The sequence below is a fragment of the Idiomarina sp. H2 genome, from assembly GCF_004364275.1.
Taxonomy (GTDB): domain Bacteria; phylum Pseudomonadota; class Gammaproteobacteria; order Enterobacterales; family Alteromonadaceae; genus Idiomarina; species Idiomarina loihiensis.
Genome location: NZ_SNZY01000003.1, coordinates 363,349 through 379,513 on the forward strand (window position 1 = coordinate 363,349; position 16,165 = coordinate 379,513).

Consider the following 16,165-nt stretch of genomic DNA (forward strand, 5'->3'; position numbering starts at 1 on the left):
TCAAACTCCACTTTTTCTTTAATAACGTCGTTATACGTTCACTTTTCTCATTACGATCGTTTACAAACAACTTATTGCGAACTATTATCATTTGCGTTAACTTGTTTATTTAGAGCCAGAGTAAAGGATATCGAATGACTGACACCTATAAAAATTACTTTAATAGTCAGGCGCAGCTAAAAACGGCTACGTCGTTAATCGGTCGAAAGAACTACGAATCTGCAACGATTTTTCTCCTACGGGCGCGCGAATCTGCAACTCACGTTTTCAATGAACCGGCACTTGCAGGTAACGCTGTTCAAAATTACACCACTTGCTCAATCTTACTCATTGCCATTCAGATTCGTCGCCACCGACAAAGGCAAGCCTACGAGTTCCAACAAGAGAGCGTTGCGCAACTGAGGCAATGGCAGAACAATGCCGCAACTCAAGCATTAAACGAGTTATGTCGTTACTGCTATCAATTGCTTATCGCTGGTTGTCAGCATTCGCGCTGCCTGGGACATTATATGAAGCAATTAGAGGAGACGGGTTATGCGCAGGAACAAACCTGAACGCTTACAGCTTTCAATGAGCAAAGAACAGCTAAAAAAACTACTGCTTGAGCAAAGACTCGTTGCCAGTGATATACGTTGCTGCGACTATTGCAGTCAATGCGAGCTAAAGCAGCTGATACTAGAATGCGCACGAATCAATTGCAGCAGTGCATTAATGAAGTTTGGCAGTTAAAATTCTTTTTTTCTAAGCGCCTTTTTCTGTCCCAGCTGTTTTTTACTGGTCAGTCGCCTCTCTTTGGCAGAACGGCTGGGCTTTGTCGGAATACGCTTCTTTTGAACCTGGGCAACACTGCGAATTAGTTCAATGAGCTGCTCCAATGCCAGTTCACGATTGCGCGCCTGGCTCCGGGTTTCCTGGCATTTAATAATCACTTTGCCACTTTGAGTAATACGATGATCTGACTTGTTAAGTAGCCGTTGTTTATAAAAGTCGGGCAGAGAAGAAGCCTGAATATCAAAAATCAGCTGAGCGGCGGTGGCCACTTTATTGACGTTTTGCCCTCCCGCCCCACTAGAGCGAATGAACTGCCATTCTATTTCATGATCTGCGAGTTCAACTCGTTGTGAAACTCTGATCATTTTACTCAGCAGGTTCAATAAAGTTATCAATGCCTTCTTCTTTTAAAGCGTCTAAAGCTTCAGCAAGCGCGTCGTCTTCTTTCTCAAATTCATCTTCCCAAAGGGTCGAATTATTATTCTCGTCAACAATTTCCAAAATCCAGCCACTGTCTTCGGTGCGGTAGATATCGATTTCTACGCTTTTCCCATTGGCGGTGTATTGTTGCGTGTGTTTGCTTTGAGTCACTTGCTGTTCTTCGCTCATAATAGGCTCTATTTTTCCGTCGGTATGGAATGCTATTCTATCACTCTTCTACTCTCACCGGAGGGTCTTTTTTCAGCGCTTTCAATACGTCCCGCGCAAAATTGTGCTCATTAAATCCGGGTTCTCCAGCAATATCATATCTGCAGCGGTCATCCGAATGTTAAATTTTATGGTATATTACTGCGCAACTATTTACCGAGCAGGATAATCTAATGGCAGCTTTTGGTACCGTATTTATGCCGCAAATGACGTTGGCAGCTTTCGAGAACTCAAACTGGAGTGCGCCTGAACTCGTCTCTTCTGACTCAATACAACTGCACCCCGGTGCCCATGTTCTGCACTACGCCAGTACGTGCTTTGAAGGTCTCAAAGCCTTTCGTCATGACAACGGTTCCATCAATCTTTTCCGTATGAACCGCAATATAGAACGTATGCAGCAAAGTAGTCAGTTATTGTCACTGCCGGCATTTGATGCCAGTCTGCTGCAAAAAATGATCATTGATGTTGTTGCGCATTACGCTAACGATGTGCCAAAGCCGCCGGGATCAATGTACATACGCCCTACCCATATAGGTACCGAAGCGGCTATCGGTAAAGCCGCCTCCCCCACCAGCTCTTCGATGCTTTATGTATTGTTATCGCCGGTTGGCGATTACTTTTCCGGTGGTGATAAAACTTTGCGTTTACTATTAGAAGAAGACGGCTCTCGATGCGCTGCACATATGGGCATGGTAAAAAGTGGTGGCAACTACGCCAGTGCATTACAGCCCATTCTTCAGGCCCGTGCTTCAGTAAATGCCGATCAGGTATTGTTTTGTCCGAACGGTGACGTTCAGGAGACCGGAGCCGCTAACTTCCTGCTTATTGACGATAATGAAATTATTACCAAGGCATTGGACAGTAGCTTTCTCCATGGGGTAACCCGCGATTCAATACTGACCATTGCACGCGATATGGGAATGACCGTTTCGGAACGTGAACTGAGTGTCGAAGAACTTTTAGAACGAGCAGCGAAACCTCACACCGAAGCCGCGTTATCCGGAACAGCAGCAGTTCTGGCTCCAGTTGGCACTCTAATTCACAATGGGCAGGAATACCCAGTCAGTGACGGAACTCCCGGTGCAACAACATTGAAGCTTCGCAAGGCGCTCAACGATATCCAATGGGGTAAGGCAGAAGATAAGCACGGCTGGCTCACCAAAGTTTAATTTTTGGACGGCAAAACCACCCATTCAGGATCATCAAACTCGCCTATTGGCGTTATTTCACAAAAAGGCGCAGCTCGACGAATAATGTCAGCAACCTCTGGGTTATGCTGACCTTCCATTGCGTCTCTCTGTGCCTTACTATTCCAGGACGCAATGGCTATTAACGTTTTGTCATCGCCTATTTTTCGATGCAACTCGGTACCTCTGGCACCCGGAGCCTGCTGAATAATTTGACTGGCTTTCACCCAGGCCTCGGCATACTCCTCTGCCCTATGACCGTCTTTAATGCGGACTTGGAAAATATATTTCATAACCCCTCGTCAGTTACTCTTTTTGCGTTTTCTTTCCGATTTAATCATTTTTAAATAAAAGAAAATAGCGTAGAAAACACACATACCAATCACAATTGCCAGACCGCTAAAAGAAAAGAATATTACTGGGTCCTTAAAAAACTCTGTCCATAAGCTCATGGTCGTTACCTCTGTTTGAATTCTTCATTGAAGTTTATTCAAACTCGGTAATAACAATATTGATCCCCGTCAAATTATAGAATAACACTGTACTTATTGTGGTTTTAGTTTATCGCTATTAAGAGGAGATTCTTTTCTCTTAATAGCCCGTAAAGCTATGTAAAGAAATTTGCATATATTGCATTTAGCGTCTTTCCTAATAAGTAACTTCCACGTAAAAAACGAGGGTATTATGAGTAACAATCAAGCTAAAACTGAAGAGACAGTCAATAAATCAGCTAATAAAGCTCACGACACCATCGATAAAGTCGCTGATGCAGCTAAGCATGCTTCTGACAACCTCAGTGAAAAAGGACAAAGTTTTAAAGCAGCTGAAGAAAAGTGGGTGTCCAACGCGACTGATTACGTCAAAAAGAATCCATTAAAATCGGTAGGAATCGCTGTTGCAAGTGGTTATCTGTTGAGTAGGTTGTTCAGTGACCGTTCATAATCAAACCGAAACGAAAGATACCGAAAGCCTGCTTCAGCAGGTTCGCGCACTTGAAAACGAAGTGCGCGGAGTGGTTAAAGCACAGCTTCAGTTGGCGGGTTTGGAAACTCGGCGGGCCGGAGAAAGCTTTGTCCGCATGGTCGCCTTCGCTGTTATGGCGAGCTGCTTAATTTTATCAGCTTGGGGAGTGTTAGTTGCAGCCGCTGTAGCCGCTGTTGTAAATAACGGCCTCTTATCTCTGCCAACAGCACTTATCATTATTGCCGTCTGTCATCTGGGCATTGCGTTTTACCTCATTAAACGTATAAAGCAGCGAAGCCGCGATCTACTTTTTTCCAAAACAACCAGCAATTTTTAATGGAGGCTTTATGACATCAAGCCTGGACAATGAAATTGCGCAAATGGAACAAAACCTTCAACACCGTAAGCTGGCTTTAAAAGTTCGCTCACGACAGGTGGTCTCCACAACTTGTGACAAACTATCGTCTCCTGCTGTTCTTTATTTTGCTGCCGGTACTGGCTTTCTGATAGGTAAACTTTCAGACAGGCCAAAAAAGAAAATCTCCTCAAAGCAGAAAAAATCAAAAACGAGTGTTGTGTTTAAAGTATTAAGAATATTCACCAGCGCCCAAACTATCACCAGCTTTGCAAAACATCTGTAAAGATGACCGTAAAGTCCCGAATATACAGCTATAGTGATTGTGGTAACGATTTTTCAATAACAGGAGGTTACCCATGAAGAATTTTAAAATGGCACTACCAGCAAGTTTAATAGCACTTTCAATGCTAACAATTTCCGGTTGCAGTGAAGCAGAAACCGAGAAAGCGGAATCTAAAGCGGAAAATGCAATGCAGGAAACGAAAGATGCCGCTCAGAAAGCACAAAGCTATACTGAAAAGAAAGCTGAAAGCGCTGCTGAATATGTCGACGATGCTGTCATCACAACGAAAGTTAAAGCGGTCATTTTCGAAGATGACAACTTAAGCAGCATGAACATTAACGTTGAAACCAGTAATGGTATTGTTCAGCTGTCCGGTTTTGTGGAAAGTGAAGCAGATATCGATACAGCGGAGAATCTTGCAGCAACGGTTAAAGGTGTGAAAGACATCGAAAATAACCTGCAGGTTCGTGAAGAACAATAAGTAATCCGTAATACTCATTGCATAAAAAGCGGCTTTTTAAGCCGCTTTTTTTATCTCTTTAAACCTAGAACAGCTATCAAATTCCTGCTAACTTTACCGCATAATAACAATTAGATAAAAACGACAATGCCAACCGATAACTTTCAAAATCAAACTATAGCACCCGATAATCTGCCCCAAATTAGTGAGCAACACTACACGCCACTCAGCAGCGTTTATGTCAAAGTCAACTTAATGTGCCGCTTAGTGTTTTGGTTAATTCTTGTCAGCTTACTTTTACTTCTTTACTGGCAACCCTGGTTCCCTCTGCCGCCAGCTCTTGAGCTTTATTTGCCGGAATTACAATTAGCCACGGGTGCCTTTGGTTTATTAACCTCTGGCTACGGTGTTATTGCTGATAAGAAAAAAGGCTATGCCATACGCGAACATGACTTTAGTTACCGTAGTGGCGTTATTTTTAAATCGGTTGTGAGCCAACCCATTTTGCGTATACAGCACGTTGAACTAAAGCATGGCCCTATTGATCGACACTTTGGGTTAGCCAGCCTCGACATTTTTAGTGCCGGAGGATCTATGTATACGTTTTCGATACCAGGCTTACCTGAAGAAAAGGCTCTCGAAATCCGTTCATATGTATTAACTCACAGTGATATTGCGGCAAATGATTAATTACCAAAACCAATGGCTTAAACTATCACCCGTAGCCGTCCTTTACTTTGCCGTTCAGTTTATTAAAAATGTTGGTAGTAACCTAGTTTACCTACTTCCGGGTTTACTCGTTGGCTACAATCAATTTTCCGAGAACCCGTTGGCAATATTTTTGGGTATTGTCGCTCTTCTGGCGTTCATTACCATAACAGCGCTGTTGAAGTTTTATTTCTACCAATACCGGCTAACCGAAGGGCGAGTTCAAATTCATTCAGGCGTGTTTCAAAAAACACACATTGATCTTCCTTTCGAGCGAATACAAAACGTTCGTTTCGAACAACCTATTTTTTATCGCCCCACAAACCATATTTGCATGCTGTTGGACACGGCAGGCTCAAGTAAATTAGAAGCCAAAATTATCGCTTTGCACAAAGACGTCGCTGAATCGTTGAAAAAGGAAATACTCGAATATAAGGCCGAGAGTGTAAGCTCAACAGAACAAGACGCTTCGCAAGTCGAAAAAGAACAACTTTTAAATTCCCGTTCCATTCGCGACCTGGTCCTTCACGGCCTGGCCAGCAACCGTATCTGGATTGTTCTGGGGGCGTTGGCACCTTTCTTTAACTCAATTTCAGACCAGCTGACTAAGAGTCTGGAAGGCCTGGGCGTTGACGTCGATGCTTTAATGAGCTCTTCTCAGTACGCTATTTGGGAGTATGTCTTACTCTTTCTGTCAATTGCTTTCGTTGTTATTGCTCTTATGGCGTTATTCTCAGTTTTAGGCTCCGTTATCACCTTTTATGATTTTAAATTAACCCGTAGCGATGACCGCTACATTCGCCGTAATGGGCTTTTTACACGCCATGAAGTTGTTATGAAGCTGTCTCGTCTACAAATGATCATTTACCAACAAAACTGGCTTGATAGGCTATTACAAAGGGTGAACCTTAAGTTTGAACAAATTAACGCAGGGCAGAACCGTCAGTCAGGTGAAGATTCAGGCGGAAAAATTATTGTCCCCTCAGTTACTTTTGATGAGGCACACGGTTTAGCAAAACATACCTGGCCGAACAGCCAACTAAGCACAATAGATTATCAGCCCGTTAGCAAGCGGCTTGCAGTAAGAAACACACTCATTGCATTTTGGCTATTCATTCCACTTGCGGTCATTCTCACTTACGTTGGAAATACAGATCTCGCTATAGCGTCAGTCGCGCTTTTCATACTCTCCACCGCCTTGATTACATTGCGCTGGAAACGATGGGGTTACGCAATTGACGAGCAGTTTATCTACTTAAGAAAAGGTCTAATTGGAATTAATTACCGATGTTTCCCTATTCATAAAGTTCAACAAACTCGATTTTCCCAAAGCTGGTTTATGCGCCGCTTTCAATTGTGTTCCGTGAAGTTTGTATTAGCCTGCGGCGGACAAACGCTCCCCTTCATAAAAGACAAAACAGGAAAGAGTTTCATTGATATTTGTCTTTATCGAGTGGAAGCGTTAAAAAAATCGTGGATGTAGCAAAAAATTGTCGATTCACTTTTCATTCATTCGCTATTTTAGTCGTTTTTTCTGCGACACTGTTCGACTGAACCAAACAACATAGGCGAGCCTTTATGGAATTACCTTTCTCGCAAGCGTGCGAAAACAATAAAGACCCCATACTCAATGTTCTTAAATCAGCTTTTTCAGACTGTCACCATGTGTTAGAAGTGGGAAGTGGCACCGGTCAACATGCGGTGTATTTTGCCAGACAACTTCCTAATCTTTGTTGGCAAGCCAGCGATCAAAAAGAGTATCTACCAGGAGTCACCGCACGGATAAAACAAGACGGTGTATCCGGTCAGCCGTTGCCGATTAATTTCGATGTATTTGACGCTGCCCCAGAGGGGGAGTTCGACGCCCTGTTTACAGCGAACACTTGCCATATTATGCCTGAAAAGGGTGTTGAAAAGCTTTTTGAGCATCTAGGGGGCGGCCTTCGGTCAGTCAAAAGGTTATGTATTTATGGCCCCTTTAATGACAACGGCCGTTTTACCAGCGAAAGTAACCGGGCTTTTCACACGTCATTAAAATCGCGTGACAATACAATGGGAATACGGGACTGGCAATGGGTCACAAAGTTGGCGGGAAAAGAAGGGTTTGAACTAAAACACACTCACACAATGCCTGCCAATAATAAACTACTGGAGTTTCAGCGTTAGCCCCCACACGAGGGCTAACATTTTCTTACTTGGTATTGGGGATAATACGTAACTCGACTCGGCGGTTTAGCTGGCGTCCGCTTTCGGTATCATTATCGGCCACTGGCATACTCTCTCCGTAACCTTCTGTGGTTATTCGGCGTGAGTCTACGCCACTGCCAACCAAGTGGTTCCTTACGGCTTTAGCACGGTTTAACGACAACTGCTGATTGTACTCAGCGGATCCGGTGCTGTCGGTGTGCCCTTCTATCAGCATAGTGGTTTTCTCATACTCTTGCAGTACTCGTGCAACATCATTCAATACGGGGGAGAAGCTCTGAGAAATATTCGCGCTTCCGGTCGCAAATGTGATGTTACTCGGTAGTTGAAGACGGAGATTATCGCCGTCCCGTATGACTTTCACACCACTGTCAGCCAGTTCCTCTCTGAATTCCTTTTCCTGTTTGTCCATATATGAGCCAATTGCTCCACCGGCCAAAGCACCAACAGCCGCGCCCCAGACATACCGGCTTTTATCGTTATCGCCAGTACCTTTACCCAACAACGCACCCGTTACAGCTCCAATTGCAGCCCCCTTTTGAGTGTTATTCATGTTTGCACACCCAGCCAGTACAAGAGAGGACATCATCATAGTTAAGACAAATTTTTTCATGTTTTTACTCCTTTAAAACAGTCGATGCTCAAGAAATTAGCATGCTTTAGTATAGTCACTCAGAAAATTTGCGGATCTTTACTTAACTGTTTCCTCTTACTACTCAGCAGTGGTAACTTACGATCAGTGTTGTAACTCTCGTTTGTGTTTTCATCGATATGACAATAACAGAACCTACGGAAGCCAGTGATGCTCTTATGCAGTTCCTGCAGGAGAATGCCCCGGTAACGGTTATTACCGGCGCAGGTATTAGCACCGATTTAGGCATACCAGACTACCGGGACAGCAAAGGTGAATGGAAGCGTACGCCTCCAGTTCAGCACCAGGATTATATGCGCAGTGAGAGTGTACGAAAACGCTACTGGGCGCGCAGTTTGTTCGGTTGGCCGGTTCTGTATCACGCTCAGCCTAACCCAGCTCATTACGCTATTGCTGAGTTACAGCAACAAGGCTTAATTGGCAGTATCATTACGCAAAATGTTGACGGTCTGCACCAAAAAGCCGGAGCAACCAATGTCATCAATTTACATGGGTACGCCAACGAAATGGTGTGTATGAGCTGTCGGGAAATTACCCCGCGCCTGGAAATGCACGAACGCAGCCTATCAATGAACCCGGATTTTGCGGCTCTTGAAGCAACCGCAGCACCGGACGGTGATGCTGACTTAGAAGCTAACTTTGAAAACTTTAAAATAGCTGACTGTCGACGTTGTGGCGGTATTTTAAAACCAGACGTAGTTTACTTTGGTGACAATGTCCCCCGGCTCCGTGTTGAAGAAGCCCAGAAGGAATTGCGAAAAAGCAGTGCCCTGCTCGCTATAGGTACTTCACTTATGGTCTTTTCTGGCTACCGTTTCGCGCGACAAGCGCATCAAAACAATCAGCCAGTGGCGTTACTGACACTGGGAAGAACGCGAGCGGATGACTTAGCAGCTTTGAAGCTCAATTGCGCTATAAAAGACGTACTGGTATCAATTATTAGTGGTTTTTGACACGAATAATGCCGCGAATAGTACCGCGAATAGTACCCTAAATTCTTCGCCCGCTGAACGAGCAAGATCAGTCTTTTATAAAATGCTCTTTAGTATTTTTGGTAATATGCGCATTAAATACGGATACAAACCATGAGGACGCAAGCATGAAAGCAGTGATACTGGATGCAAAAACTCTGGGCGATGGCATCGATCTCTCTGCCATTGAGGAGCTAGTCGATGACTTAGTTTTGTATGATTCGACGACACCAGAAGAGGTTGGTAAACGTATAAGAAATGCTGAGATTGTCATAACCAACAAAGTGGTTATCAATAAATCGACCCTTGAAAGCGCGGCACACTTGAAGCTCATTTGCGTATTAGCAACGGGCATGAACAACATTGATACAGCAACCGCCGAAAAATTAAATATTTCGGTTAAAAATGTTGAAGCTTATGGTACCGCCAGCGTTGTACAGCATACCCTAATGATGATGTTAGCCTTGGCTACTAAACTCCCGATTATGCAAAAGCGTGTTGCCGCCGGGGATTGGCAAAACTCATCGATGTTTTGTTTGTTAGAGCCTTCCACCATTCAGCTGGCAGGCAAGAAGTTAGTGATTGTTGGCTCTGGTGAGTTGGGCCAGGCTGTGAAAACGCTGGCGGAAGCCTTTGGCATGGCTGTTGAATTTTCCGCAAGACCCGGTAAAACCGATGACTCACGCCCGTCATTGAACGAATTGCTCCCCGGCGCTGATATTATTTCGTTCCACTGCCCGCTAACCGATAACACTAAAAACTTGCTTAACGCTGACAACCTAAAACGTTGTAAGCAAGACGCACTTGTCATCAATAATGCCCGCGGAGGAGTCATCAATGAACAGGACGTTGCTGACGCACTCCGAGCCGGTAAAATTGGCGGTGTTGCGGCCGACGTACTGCCTCAGGAGCCGCCAAAAGACGGTAACCCATTACTGGACGCGATGAACGAAGGACTAAACCTTATTGTAACGCCGCATAATGCGTGGACGACTCCTGAAGCACGGCAGCGAATTGTGGAGCTTACCGCAGAAAATATAAAAAGCATTTAAAGTCCCACGTCACTCAACAACTGGCAACAATGGCTACAGTTTTTAAGGCCGTAACAAAACCCTAAAATTCGTAGCTTAATTCGAAGCGCACGGTTCTTGGCTCCATAACATGGTAATGCACGTCCTCTACGCCAGATGCGGGTTCACCAGGCAGTCGCGAGGCATAGAAATAATCAATGTCGTGGTCATTACTGTCAAACACATTGAGTACTTGTACATTCATCGCCCACGCGTTCCACCGTTTGCCAAGCAAGAAATTGACCACAGTCGAGCTTTGCGAACGTATCGAGTTATCTTCAACTAAGGGACGTTCTCCAAGATATCTCATGCGTACAGTAGAAAACCAGTTGCCGCTGAAGCGTTTGGTCACGCCCAACTGGAGAATATTTTCCATCGATCCCGGAATTTCCTGAGCAAGAATGTTGCCATCATCAAACTCAGCATCAGTGTAAGCGTACTCAAGGTCAAAGCTTAACTGCTCGCTAACATTGTAGTAGGCGGCCAGTTCAATCCCCTGCCTTTTTGATGGGCGGCTGGCTTCTGTATTACCAGCGTCGCCCACAAACAGTAATTCGCTGTCCTGGTCCAGAGCCCATAAAACCAACGAGCTATTGAATTTTGCGTTAGGTCGCCAACGCAGGCCTAACTCGTAACCGAAGGTTCTGACCAGAGGGTCGACAGTATTAACCGCATCGCCGCTCTTTGGATCAACACGTGATACTGTCCCCCGGGCATCATTGGAGTGAAAACCCTGTCCGGCTGATAGATAAATTTCGGTCTCGTTAGTTAACAGATAGGTTGCACTTCCCTTGGCAGACCAAAGGCTGTCCGAGGTTTCACCGTTATTTGGGGTGAGGTCGACCCCATAACTGTTGGTATCAATTAATGAATTAACATCAAAATTAAAGTAGTCGTAACGCAACGAAAAATTGGTGCGCAGTCTATCCGTCCATTGATAGTCGTGACTGATATAAAGCCCTGCATTCCACTCATTTACCGCATCGCTTCTAACGCTTCCCAACCGCTCTCTTTGCTGCGAACGGTGCAAACCCACTTCGTTTATATCATCGTAGCGCGTTGAAAAACCAAGAGTAATATTGTCATCCAAATGCCAGTTTCCCGAAGCCCCGTACACTTTTCTGTCATCAACTTGCTCAAACTGATCGCCCGTTAAGGGGTTATCCAGATAATAAGTAAAGTTTGAAAATAACGACAGTTGATAGTCAATAACATAAGCCGTCAAGGCATAATCTGCAGTGGTGTAAATGGCATTGAGGCTGTATCGATGCGTCTTTCCACCCAAGGTTTTGTCTATAGAGCCCAACTCGTCAATAATGCCCTGACTTACCGCTCTGGATGGGATTTGATCCGCGCTGTTCCACTCGTTTTCGTAGCCCATCGCGCCAAAAGTAAGAACACCGTCGGAGGTTCGGATGCTATGCCGCACTACCGCATTGAGCTTATTAACGTCTTCGTTAATGTCCGTCCAGGGGCCATTGTAGGTTTGGTACTCAAGTGCATATAGCGTACCGCTGCGGCTGCTCTGCGATACACTATCGGCTAATAACAACCTTTGGTAAGCATCCTCTCCCACGCTGACTTTAGCCAGCCCTTTTTTGCGGCTCATCTGCGTACTGAAACCGACGCTTCCGGCGCCGGAAAAGTCGCCGACATCGCCATAATAAGAGCCTTTTTGATAGACAACCTGGTCGATAATCTCCGGAATCAAAAAGTTGATGTCGGTATAGCCATGACCGTGACCATGGGTTGGCATATTAACTGGCATACCATCAACATAGGTGGCAAAGTCCGTACCGTGATCAAGATTAAAACCCCGCAAAAAATACTGATTCGCCTTCCCACTCCCGCTGTGCTGAGTCGCACTCATACCAGGGATCAATTCCATTAACTCGCCTGTACGCAACATCGGCCGAATGCTAATTTCTGGTTGGCCCAGCACACCTTCAGAAGCAGACATCGCCTGCCCCAGTAAATTCGCCTGATGACCTGAAACTAAAATTCGCTCGATACCATCATGTGCAGAGACTTCAGCACAGTTCAATAAAACACCAGACACAACAACCGAGACAAGCGTGCGTTTAAAAGCCTTCATTAATCGAATCTTCCCTGTAAAAAATTTCGCGGTAGTTTACCTTAAAGACAAACCTCCATGTTGAAATTTGAGAGAGAAAAGCGAATTTCAGCGATAAGCCTAAAAGCTGGATCCCGGCTGTTTAAGAAACGCTTCTTCCTGCGGAGTCGATGGACGCCCTAAAATAGTATTCCGGTGGGGATAACGACCGAATTGGTCGATAATTTCTTTATGTTTCACTTCAAATTTATAATTATTTTCAAGACCAGACTGGTCAAAGAGCCGCATAGCCTGCTCATGAATAAGCTTTGATTCACTGTGCATATAGGGCATGTACAAAAACGCTTTTTCGACTGCCTCTAACGAATTGTCAGCACCGGCTTTTATCGCCTCTTGCGCTAACACCAGTGCCATTGCATCCTGTGAAAAAGCGCACGGTGTATCACGGTAAATATTGCGTGAAAACTGATCTAACACGATAATTTCAGCCAGCCGTCCATGCGCTGTCTCTCTCCATTGCCAGCATTCTCCTGCCGCGGCAGCGCTTAGTGTACCGGAAAACCGCTCCTTGATGTTCTCATCGAGTTTGTCACTTTTTGCAAACCATTGCTGCTGCTTGAGTTCTTTGAACCAAAAATCGATAACGTCTTCTGCTTTAGCAACCATATTAAGGATCTCTATCAGAAACTTACTTGAACTAATTAAAATGAAAACACGATTCAGAGACCGCATGCACTGGCTTCACTCAATTACAGCCCGGTAACGCAGAACTACCAAACCGGAGTGAGGTATCCGAATGATAACTGCTAAAAAGCTACTCCCAGTATTTTCTAAACCAGGACATCATCTCTTCTCTAATTTCTTTTTGTCTCGGAAAAGAGCTATGTCCCAGACCGTCGTATATCGAAAGCTTATGAGTAAAACCTTCTTTCTCAAGGACTTTATCCAGGCCAATGCTGGAATTGACTAAAACGCGTTTGTCTCTATCTCCGTGTATCAACAGAATAGGAATGTCATTATCAATTTCGTCCATCCAAAACACAGCTGAACGTTTCTTTAGTTCTTCATCTTTGTTTTGCTCATAGCCTGGAATGCGCGCTTTATGCACACGTTCCATTTCAGGACGATGTTTTTGCCCCTCAAATAAATCGTACTGACCCGCATGCAGAACTATCGAATCAACACTTAATCCATGCTTTACGGCTAAAAGCGACTGCATTGCCCCGCGACTAAAGCCGAATAGTCCAACGTTCTCTGGGTTTACATTAGGGAAATGCTCAAATAGCTGAGGCAGAGCCACAACATCATTTACATCAGCTCCGCCAAACTCGTCTTTACCTGGCAGTTTAGGAGCCGCTCCTCTGTAGTTAGATGCAAAAATTGCCACATTCTTTTCATCAGCTAGTTCAAAAAGCTTGTTATAAACCCGTGGAAATATCCAGCTACTGAAGCTACCGTTACCGCCTCTGTTATAAATAATGACAGGTAAGTCTGACTGACCTTTGGGCGCGATATAATAACCGTGAACCATGGCCTCATTGACTTTATAAATGAAATTCTTGCACTCAAGGTTTTCCTGAAAGTTTTTAAAGTCTTCTTTTTTATAAAAAGCTTTCACCTTCTTTAAGATTTTTTCAGTATTAGGCTTATCTCGATTCATCTGAGCAATTTTCTTCATCCAGCTCTCATAACTGGCGAAGGCACCACTAAAACAGTCACTTTTACCTACTAATTTAACCTCGGGCTCCGCCTGCACGGAAGTAGCTGTCAAACCAGTTACAGTGAAAAGGCTAAGAATAAGGGTTTGCTTTATTGTTTTTATCATCTTCCCTCCCTGGACTTTAATTACCGAAATTTAATCAACACATTTAGTAACTTACTTTATGATGATTCAAATAACAAACGTGGATGCAGAAACTACGGCAACGGTTGGTAGCCTTTCCAGTCTGGCACCAACGCCTGTTGCTGGCCATCAAACTCTAAGGTCACAAAGTGATTATCGATAAGGTCGAGGCAAAGGCAGTCATCTACTGCAAGTAGATCGTCTTTATGAATTAGCTCAGCACCCGCTAAACCCGCTTGGGATACCTTTGCCCGAGCCTGCTGTTTAGCGGCCGCAGGTGAGTCAGCCACCACCAGGATAAAATCGTGATACTCAGCGAGTTGGTTGGTAAAGTAGCCGCCGAAATTCACAAAATACAATTGCTTATTTGAGCGTTGCTCTGGTTGTTCTGACACTAGATGAATACGGTAACCATCGACATGATGCAAATGAACAAAACTGTCGAGATGCAGACCTTTCTGAGTGCCAAACCACTGCCGGCGGATAATGTCGTAGGTGTCTTCCATTTCCTTACCAACAACAAAGCGGATATCGTGCAGCTCGATGTTAGCGCCGGGTGCTGTACCGCCAATGTAGGCTAAAAACAGTTTGTTATCTATTTCGCTCATCAAGCTACCTCACTCATTGCCAATAAAGCGAAATCGTGGCAAGTCTTTACCGTCAACAAAAACGGTTTCAACAAACATATCAAACGGACGCACCCAAAGCCCTTGCTCGCCATACATAGGCTGATAGAGCACTAACCAGTCTTCCGTTTCACTGTGACGTACAGTATCGATAACACGATACCGCCCGCCTTTATAATGTTCATAAATACCTGGGTTTATGGTCATATCTCAGGTTCCCGAAAGTCTCTTTTTCAACATATCAATTGTTCTGCCAGAATAACTTAAAACTCTACGCAAATCTTGCCAAAGTGCTTGCCTGATTCCTCATAACGAAAAGCATCCGCCAAATCTTCCAGCGCAAAAGTTTTATCAATGACCGGCTTAATGCCGTTGGCTTCTAAGGCACGTACAAAGTCTTTCTGGTTATCTCGACTACCAACAATTAGCCCCTGCAAGCGTGCCTGTTTCGCCATTAGCCTAGCGGTTGGAACTTCCCCTTCGCTTCCGGTCAGCACACCAATTAACGCAATATGCCCTGCAATAGCGACCGCGTTAATAGACTGTGGCAAGGTACCCGGCCCGCCAACTTCAATCACATGATCAACACCACGGCCATTGGTTAATTTACGAACCGTTTTGCCCCATTCCGGGTCTTCTTTGTAGTTAATCAGATGATCCGCTCCAAGCTCTTTATAGTGCTTGAGTTTGTCATTAGAGGACGACGTAGCGAATACCGTTGCGCCCAGGCTCTTCGCTAACTGGCAGGCAAATACGGACACACCGCCACTCCCCAGTACCAGCACCGAGTTACCCGGCTTAATACCGCCATCTACCACCAAAGCGCGCCAGGCAGTTAGGCCAGCCGTGGTCAGGGTGGCTGATTCCGCATGACTATAACCTTTCGGCTGATGAGTGAAGAACTGGGTTGGACGCACCACAACTTCGCGGGCGTAGCCATCAATTCCATCGCCCGGGGTATTACGGAAGTCGCCTACTGGCGCGGGTCCGCTTTGCCAGTAAGGGAAAAAAGTAGAAACAACATTATCCCCTACCTCAAACTCTTCCACACCATCGCCAACGGCTTCTACTACACCGGCTCCGTCAGACATAGGAATGCGCCCGTCCTCTGTTGGAATAAAGCCGGCCGCAACCCCGTAATCATGGAAATTAAGCGAGCTGGCTTTAACTTTAACGCGAATTTCTCCCGGCCCCGGCTGACCCGGATCGTCCATTTCGGTGACCTGAATATTATCCAGCCCAAACGGCTCTTTCAGTCTTAACGCTTTAATTTTATCCGTCATGTTCACAGTCCTCTAACTGAAGTGTGTGTTAAATAGTAGTTTTTAGTAGGGGGTATTGGATCA

Annotated in this window: 22 protein-coding genes; 12 read left to right on the forward strand and 10 right to left on the reverse strand. The window is 44.9% G+C overall.

Features of this window, described 5'->3' with window-relative positions; translation table 11 throughout:
- Nucleotides 1-134: 134 nt before the first annotated feature.
- On the forward strand, nt 135-554 hold the full coding sequence (locus DET62_RS05775; RefSeq protein WP_110013320.1) for a hypothetical protein: 420 nt from the start codon (nt 135-137) through the stop codon (nt 552-554).
- Entirely contained in the window at nt 535-729 is a 195-nt protein-coding gene (locus DET62_RS05780) for a hypothetical protein (protein ID WP_110013321.1), read from the forward strand. Before DET62_RS05775 ends, DET62_RS05780 begins: the two co-directional genes overlap by 20 nt.
- Here DET62_RS05780 and arfB read toward each other — a convergent pair.
- Both arfB and DET62_RS05790 read right to left on the reverse strand, forming a co-directional pair.
- Nucleotides 726-1,136: an alternative ribosome rescue aminoacyl-tRNA hydrolase ArfB gene (gene arfB / locus DET62_RS05785; RefSeq protein ID WP_110013322.1), complete on the reverse strand. Its 411-nt coding sequence runs from the start codon at nt 1,134-1,136 to the stop codon at nt 726-728. The genes DET62_RS05780 and arfB overlap by 4 nt on opposite strands.
- A gap of 1 nt (nt 1,137) precedes the next feature.
- Complete coding sequence (locus DET62_RS05790) at nt 1,138-1,380, reverse strand: hypothetical protein (RefSeq protein WP_110013323.1); 243 nt, start codon at nt 1,378-1,380, stop codon at nt 1,138-1,140.
- 212 nt (nt 1,381-1,592) lie between these two features.
- On the opposite strand from DET62_RS05790, the gene DET62_RS05795 reads away from it, so the two are divergent.
- Complete coding sequence (locus DET62_RS05795) at nt 1,593-2,588, forward strand: branched-chain amino acid aminotransferase (protein ID WP_110013324.1); 996 nt, start codon at nt 1,593-1,595, stop codon at nt 2,586-2,588.
- On the opposite strand, the gene DET62_RS05800 is transcribed toward DET62_RS05795, so the two are convergent.
- Entirely contained in the window at nt 2,585-2,899 is a 315-nt protein-coding gene (locus tag DET62_RS05800; RefSeq protein WP_110013325.1) for an antibiotic biosynthesis monooxygenase, read from the reverse strand. The genes DET62_RS05795 and DET62_RS05800 overlap by 4 nt on opposite strands.
- Before the next feature lie 391 nt (nt 2,900-3,290).
- Between DET62_RS05800 and DET62_RS05810 the strand changes: the two genes are divergently transcribed.
- From DET62_RS05810 to DET62_RS05840, 7 genes are all read left to right on the forward strand, one after another.
- A complete protein-coding gene (locus tag DET62_RS05810; protein WP_110013327.1) occupies nt 3,291-3,548 on the forward strand; it encodes a DUF883 family protein in 258 nt (85 codons plus the stop codon).
- Nucleotides 3,535-3,906, forward strand: a complete 372-nt coding sequence (locus DET62_RS05815) for a phage holin family protein (protein ID WP_110013328.1) — start codon at nt 3,535-3,537, stop codon at nt 3,904-3,906. Before DET62_RS05810 ends, DET62_RS05815 begins: the two co-directional genes overlap by 14 nt.
- 10 nt (nt 3,907-3,916) lie before the next feature.
- Nucleotides 3,917-4,210, forward strand: a complete 294-nt coding sequence (locus tag DET62_RS05820; protein ID WP_110013329.1) for a hypothetical protein — start codon at nt 3,917-3,919, stop codon at nt 4,208-4,210.
- 73 nt (nt 4,211-4,283) lie between these two features.
- A complete protein-coding gene (locus DET62_RS05825; protein WP_110013330.1) occupies nt 4,284-4,691 on the forward strand; it encodes a BON domain-containing protein in 408 nt (135 codons plus the stop codon).
- 126 nt (nt 4,692-4,817) lie between these two features.
- Complete coding sequence (locus tag DET62_RS05830) at nt 4,818-5,360, forward strand: PH domain-containing protein (RefSeq protein ID WP_243734843.1); 543 nt, start codon at nt 4,818-4,820, stop codon at nt 5,358-5,360.
- On the forward strand, nt 5,353-6,861 hold the full coding sequence (locus DET62_RS05835; protein WP_110013331.1) for a PH domain-containing protein: 1,509 nt from the start codon (nt 5,353-5,355) through the stop codon (nt 6,859-6,861). The genes DET62_RS05830 and DET62_RS05835 overlap by 8 nt, the downstream gene beginning before the upstream one ends.
- 95 nt (nt 6,862-6,956) lie before the next feature.
- The gene (locus DET62_RS05840; protein ID WP_110013332.1) at nt 6,957-7,544 is read left to right on the forward strand and encodes a DUF938 domain-containing protein; all 588 of its coding nucleotides are present in this window, start codon (nt 6,957-6,959) and stop codon (nt 7,542-7,544) included.
- Between the two features lie 25 nt (nt 7,545-7,569).
- On the opposite strand, the gene DET62_RS05845 is transcribed toward DET62_RS05840, so the two are convergent.
- Nucleotides 7,570-8,196, reverse strand: coding sequence for an OmpA family protein (locus DET62_RS05845; RefSeq protein ID WP_110013333.1), 627 nt, complete (start codon nt 8,194-8,196; stop codon nt 7,570-7,572).
- Between the two features lie 158 nt (nt 8,197-8,354).
- Between DET62_RS05845 and DET62_RS05850 the strand changes: the two genes are divergently transcribed.
- The gene (locus DET62_RS05850) at nt 8,355-9,188 is read left to right on the forward strand and encodes an NAD-dependent protein deacetylase (protein ID WP_110013334.1); all 834 of its coding nucleotides are present in this window, start codon (nt 8,355-8,357) and stop codon (nt 9,186-9,188) included.
- A gap of 146 nt (nt 9,189-9,334) precedes the next feature.
- Nucleotides 9,335-10,258 (forward strand): D-2-hydroxyacid dehydrogenase, encoded by a 924-nt coding sequence (locus tag DET62_RS05855; protein WP_110013335.1) that lies wholly within the window; start codon nt 9,335-9,337, stop codon nt 10,256-10,258.
- 61 nt (nt 10,259-10,319) lie between these two features.
- On the opposite strand, the gene DET62_RS05860 is transcribed toward DET62_RS05855, so the two are convergent.
- The 6 genes from DET62_RS05860 to DET62_RS05885 all read right to left on the reverse strand — a co-directional run bounded on the left by DET62_RS05860 (nt 10,320) and on the right by DET62_RS05885 (nt 16,102).
- On the reverse strand, nt 10,320-12,371 hold the full coding sequence (locus DET62_RS05860) for a TonB-dependent receptor (protein WP_110013336.1): 2,052 nt from the start codon (nt 12,369-12,371) through the stop codon (nt 10,320-10,322).
- A gap of 99 nt (nt 12,372-12,470) precedes the next feature.
- Complete coding sequence (locus DET62_RS05865; protein WP_110013370.1) at nt 12,471-13,016, reverse strand: DUF924 family protein; 546 nt, start codon at nt 13,014-13,016, stop codon at nt 12,471-12,473.
- A gap of 148 nt (nt 13,017-13,164) precedes the next feature.
- Nucleotides 13,165-14,175 (reverse strand): prolyl oligopeptidase family serine peptidase, encoded by a 1,011-nt coding sequence (locus DET62_RS05870; protein WP_110013337.1) that lies wholly within the window; start codon nt 14,173-14,175, stop codon nt 13,165-13,167.
- Nucleotides 14,176-14,267: 92 nt separating this feature from the next.
- Nucleotides 14,268-14,801: a DUF1543 domain-containing protein gene (locus DET62_RS05875; protein WP_110013338.1), complete on the reverse strand. Its 534-nt coding sequence runs from the start codon at nt 14,799-14,801 to the stop codon at nt 14,268-14,270.
- A 9-nt stretch (nt 14,802-14,810) separates the two neighbouring features.
- Nucleotides 14,811-15,026: a DUF1653 domain-containing protein gene (locus DET62_RS05880; protein ID WP_110013339.1), complete on the reverse strand. Its 216-nt coding sequence runs from the start codon at nt 15,024-15,026 to the stop codon at nt 14,811-14,813.
- Between the two features lie 56 nt (nt 15,027-15,082).
- The gene (locus tag DET62_RS05885; protein ID WP_110013340.1) at nt 15,083-16,102 is read right to left on the reverse strand and encodes an NAD(P)-dependent alcohol dehydrogenase; all 1,020 of its coding nucleotides are present in this window, start codon (nt 16,100-16,102) and stop codon (nt 15,083-15,085) included.
- Nucleotides 16,103-16,165: the final 63 nt, after the last annotated feature.

Bases quoted from the DNA above. Each gene is read 5' to 3' on its own strand.
- DET62_RS05775 (WP_110013320.1), top strand. From the start codon at position 135: ATGACTGACACCTATAAAAATTACTTTAATAGTCAGGCGCAGCTAAAA.
- DET62_RS05780 (WP_110013321.1), top strand. From the start codon at position 535: ATGCGCAGGAACAAACCTGAACGCTTACAGCTTTCAATGAGCAAAGAA.
- arfB (WP_110013322.1), bottom strand. From the start codon at position 1,136: ATGATCAGAGTTTCACAACGAGTTGAACTCGCAGATCATGAAATAGAA.
- DET62_RS05790 (WP_110013323.1), bottom strand. From the start codon at position 1,380: ATGAGCGAAGAACAGCAAGTGACTCAAAGCAAACACACGCAACAATAC.
- DET62_RS05795 (WP_110013324.1), top strand. From the start codon at position 1,593: ATGGCAGCTTTTGGTACCGTATTTATGCCGCAAATGACGTTGGCAGCT.
- DET62_RS05800 (WP_110013325.1), bottom strand. From the start codon at position 2,899: ATGAAATATATTTTCCAAGTCCGCATTAAAGACGGTCATAGGGCAGAG.
- DET62_RS05810 (WP_110013327.1), top strand. From the start codon at position 3,291: ATGAGTAACAATCAAGCTAAAACTGAAGAGACAGTCAATAAATCAGCT.
- DET62_RS05820 (WP_110013329.1), top strand. From the start codon at position 3,917: ATGACATCAAGCCTGGACAATGAAATTGCGCAAATGGAACAAAACCTT.
- DET62_RS05825 (WP_110013330.1), top strand. From the start codon at position 4,284: ATGAAGAATTTTAAAATGGCACTACCAGCAAGTTTAATAGCACTTTCA.
- DET62_RS05830 (WP_243734843.1), top strand. From the start codon at position 4,818: ATGCCAACCGATAACTTTCAAAATCAAACTATAGCACCCGATAATCTG.
- DET62_RS05835 (WP_110013331.1), top strand. From the start codon at position 5,353: ATGATTAATTACCAAAACCAATGGCTTAAACTATCACCCGTAGCCGTC.
- DET62_RS05840 (WP_110013332.1), top strand. From the start codon at position 6,957: ATGGAATTACCTTTCTCGCAAGCGTGCGAAAACAATAAAGACCCCATA.
- DET62_RS05845 (WP_110013333.1), bottom strand. From the start codon at position 8,196: ATGAAAAAATTTGTCTTAACTATGATGATGTCCTCTCTTGTACTGGCT.
- DET62_RS05850 (WP_110013334.1), top strand. From the start codon at position 8,355: ATGACAATAACAGAACCTACGGAAGCCAGTGATGCTCTTATGCAGTTC.
- DET62_RS05855 (WP_110013335.1), top strand. From the start codon at position 9,335: ATGAAAGCAGTGATACTGGATGCAAAAACTCTGGGCGATGGCATCGAT.
- DET62_RS05860 (WP_110013336.1), bottom strand. From the start codon at position 12,371: ATGAAGGCTTTTAAACGCACGCTTGTCTCGGTTGTTGTGTCTGGTGTT.
- DET62_RS05865 (WP_110013370.1), bottom strand. From the start codon at position 13,016: ATGGTTGCTAAAGCAGAAGACGTTATCGATTTTTGGTTCAAAGAACTC.
- DET62_RS05870 (WP_110013337.1), bottom strand. From the start codon at position 14,175: ATGATAAAAACAATAAAGCAAACCCTTATTCTTAGCCTTTTCACTGTA.
- DET62_RS05875 (WP_110013338.1), bottom strand. From the start codon at position 14,801: ATGAGCGAAATAGATAACAAACTGTTTTTAGCCTACATTGGCGGTACA.
- DET62_RS05880 (WP_110013339.1), bottom strand. From the start codon at position 15,026: ATGACCATAAACCCAGGTATTTATGAACATTATAAAGGCGGGCGGTAT.
- DET62_RS05885 (WP_110013340.1), bottom strand. From the start codon at position 16,102: ATGACGGATAAAATTAAAGCGTTAAGACTGAAAGAGCCGTTTGGGCTG.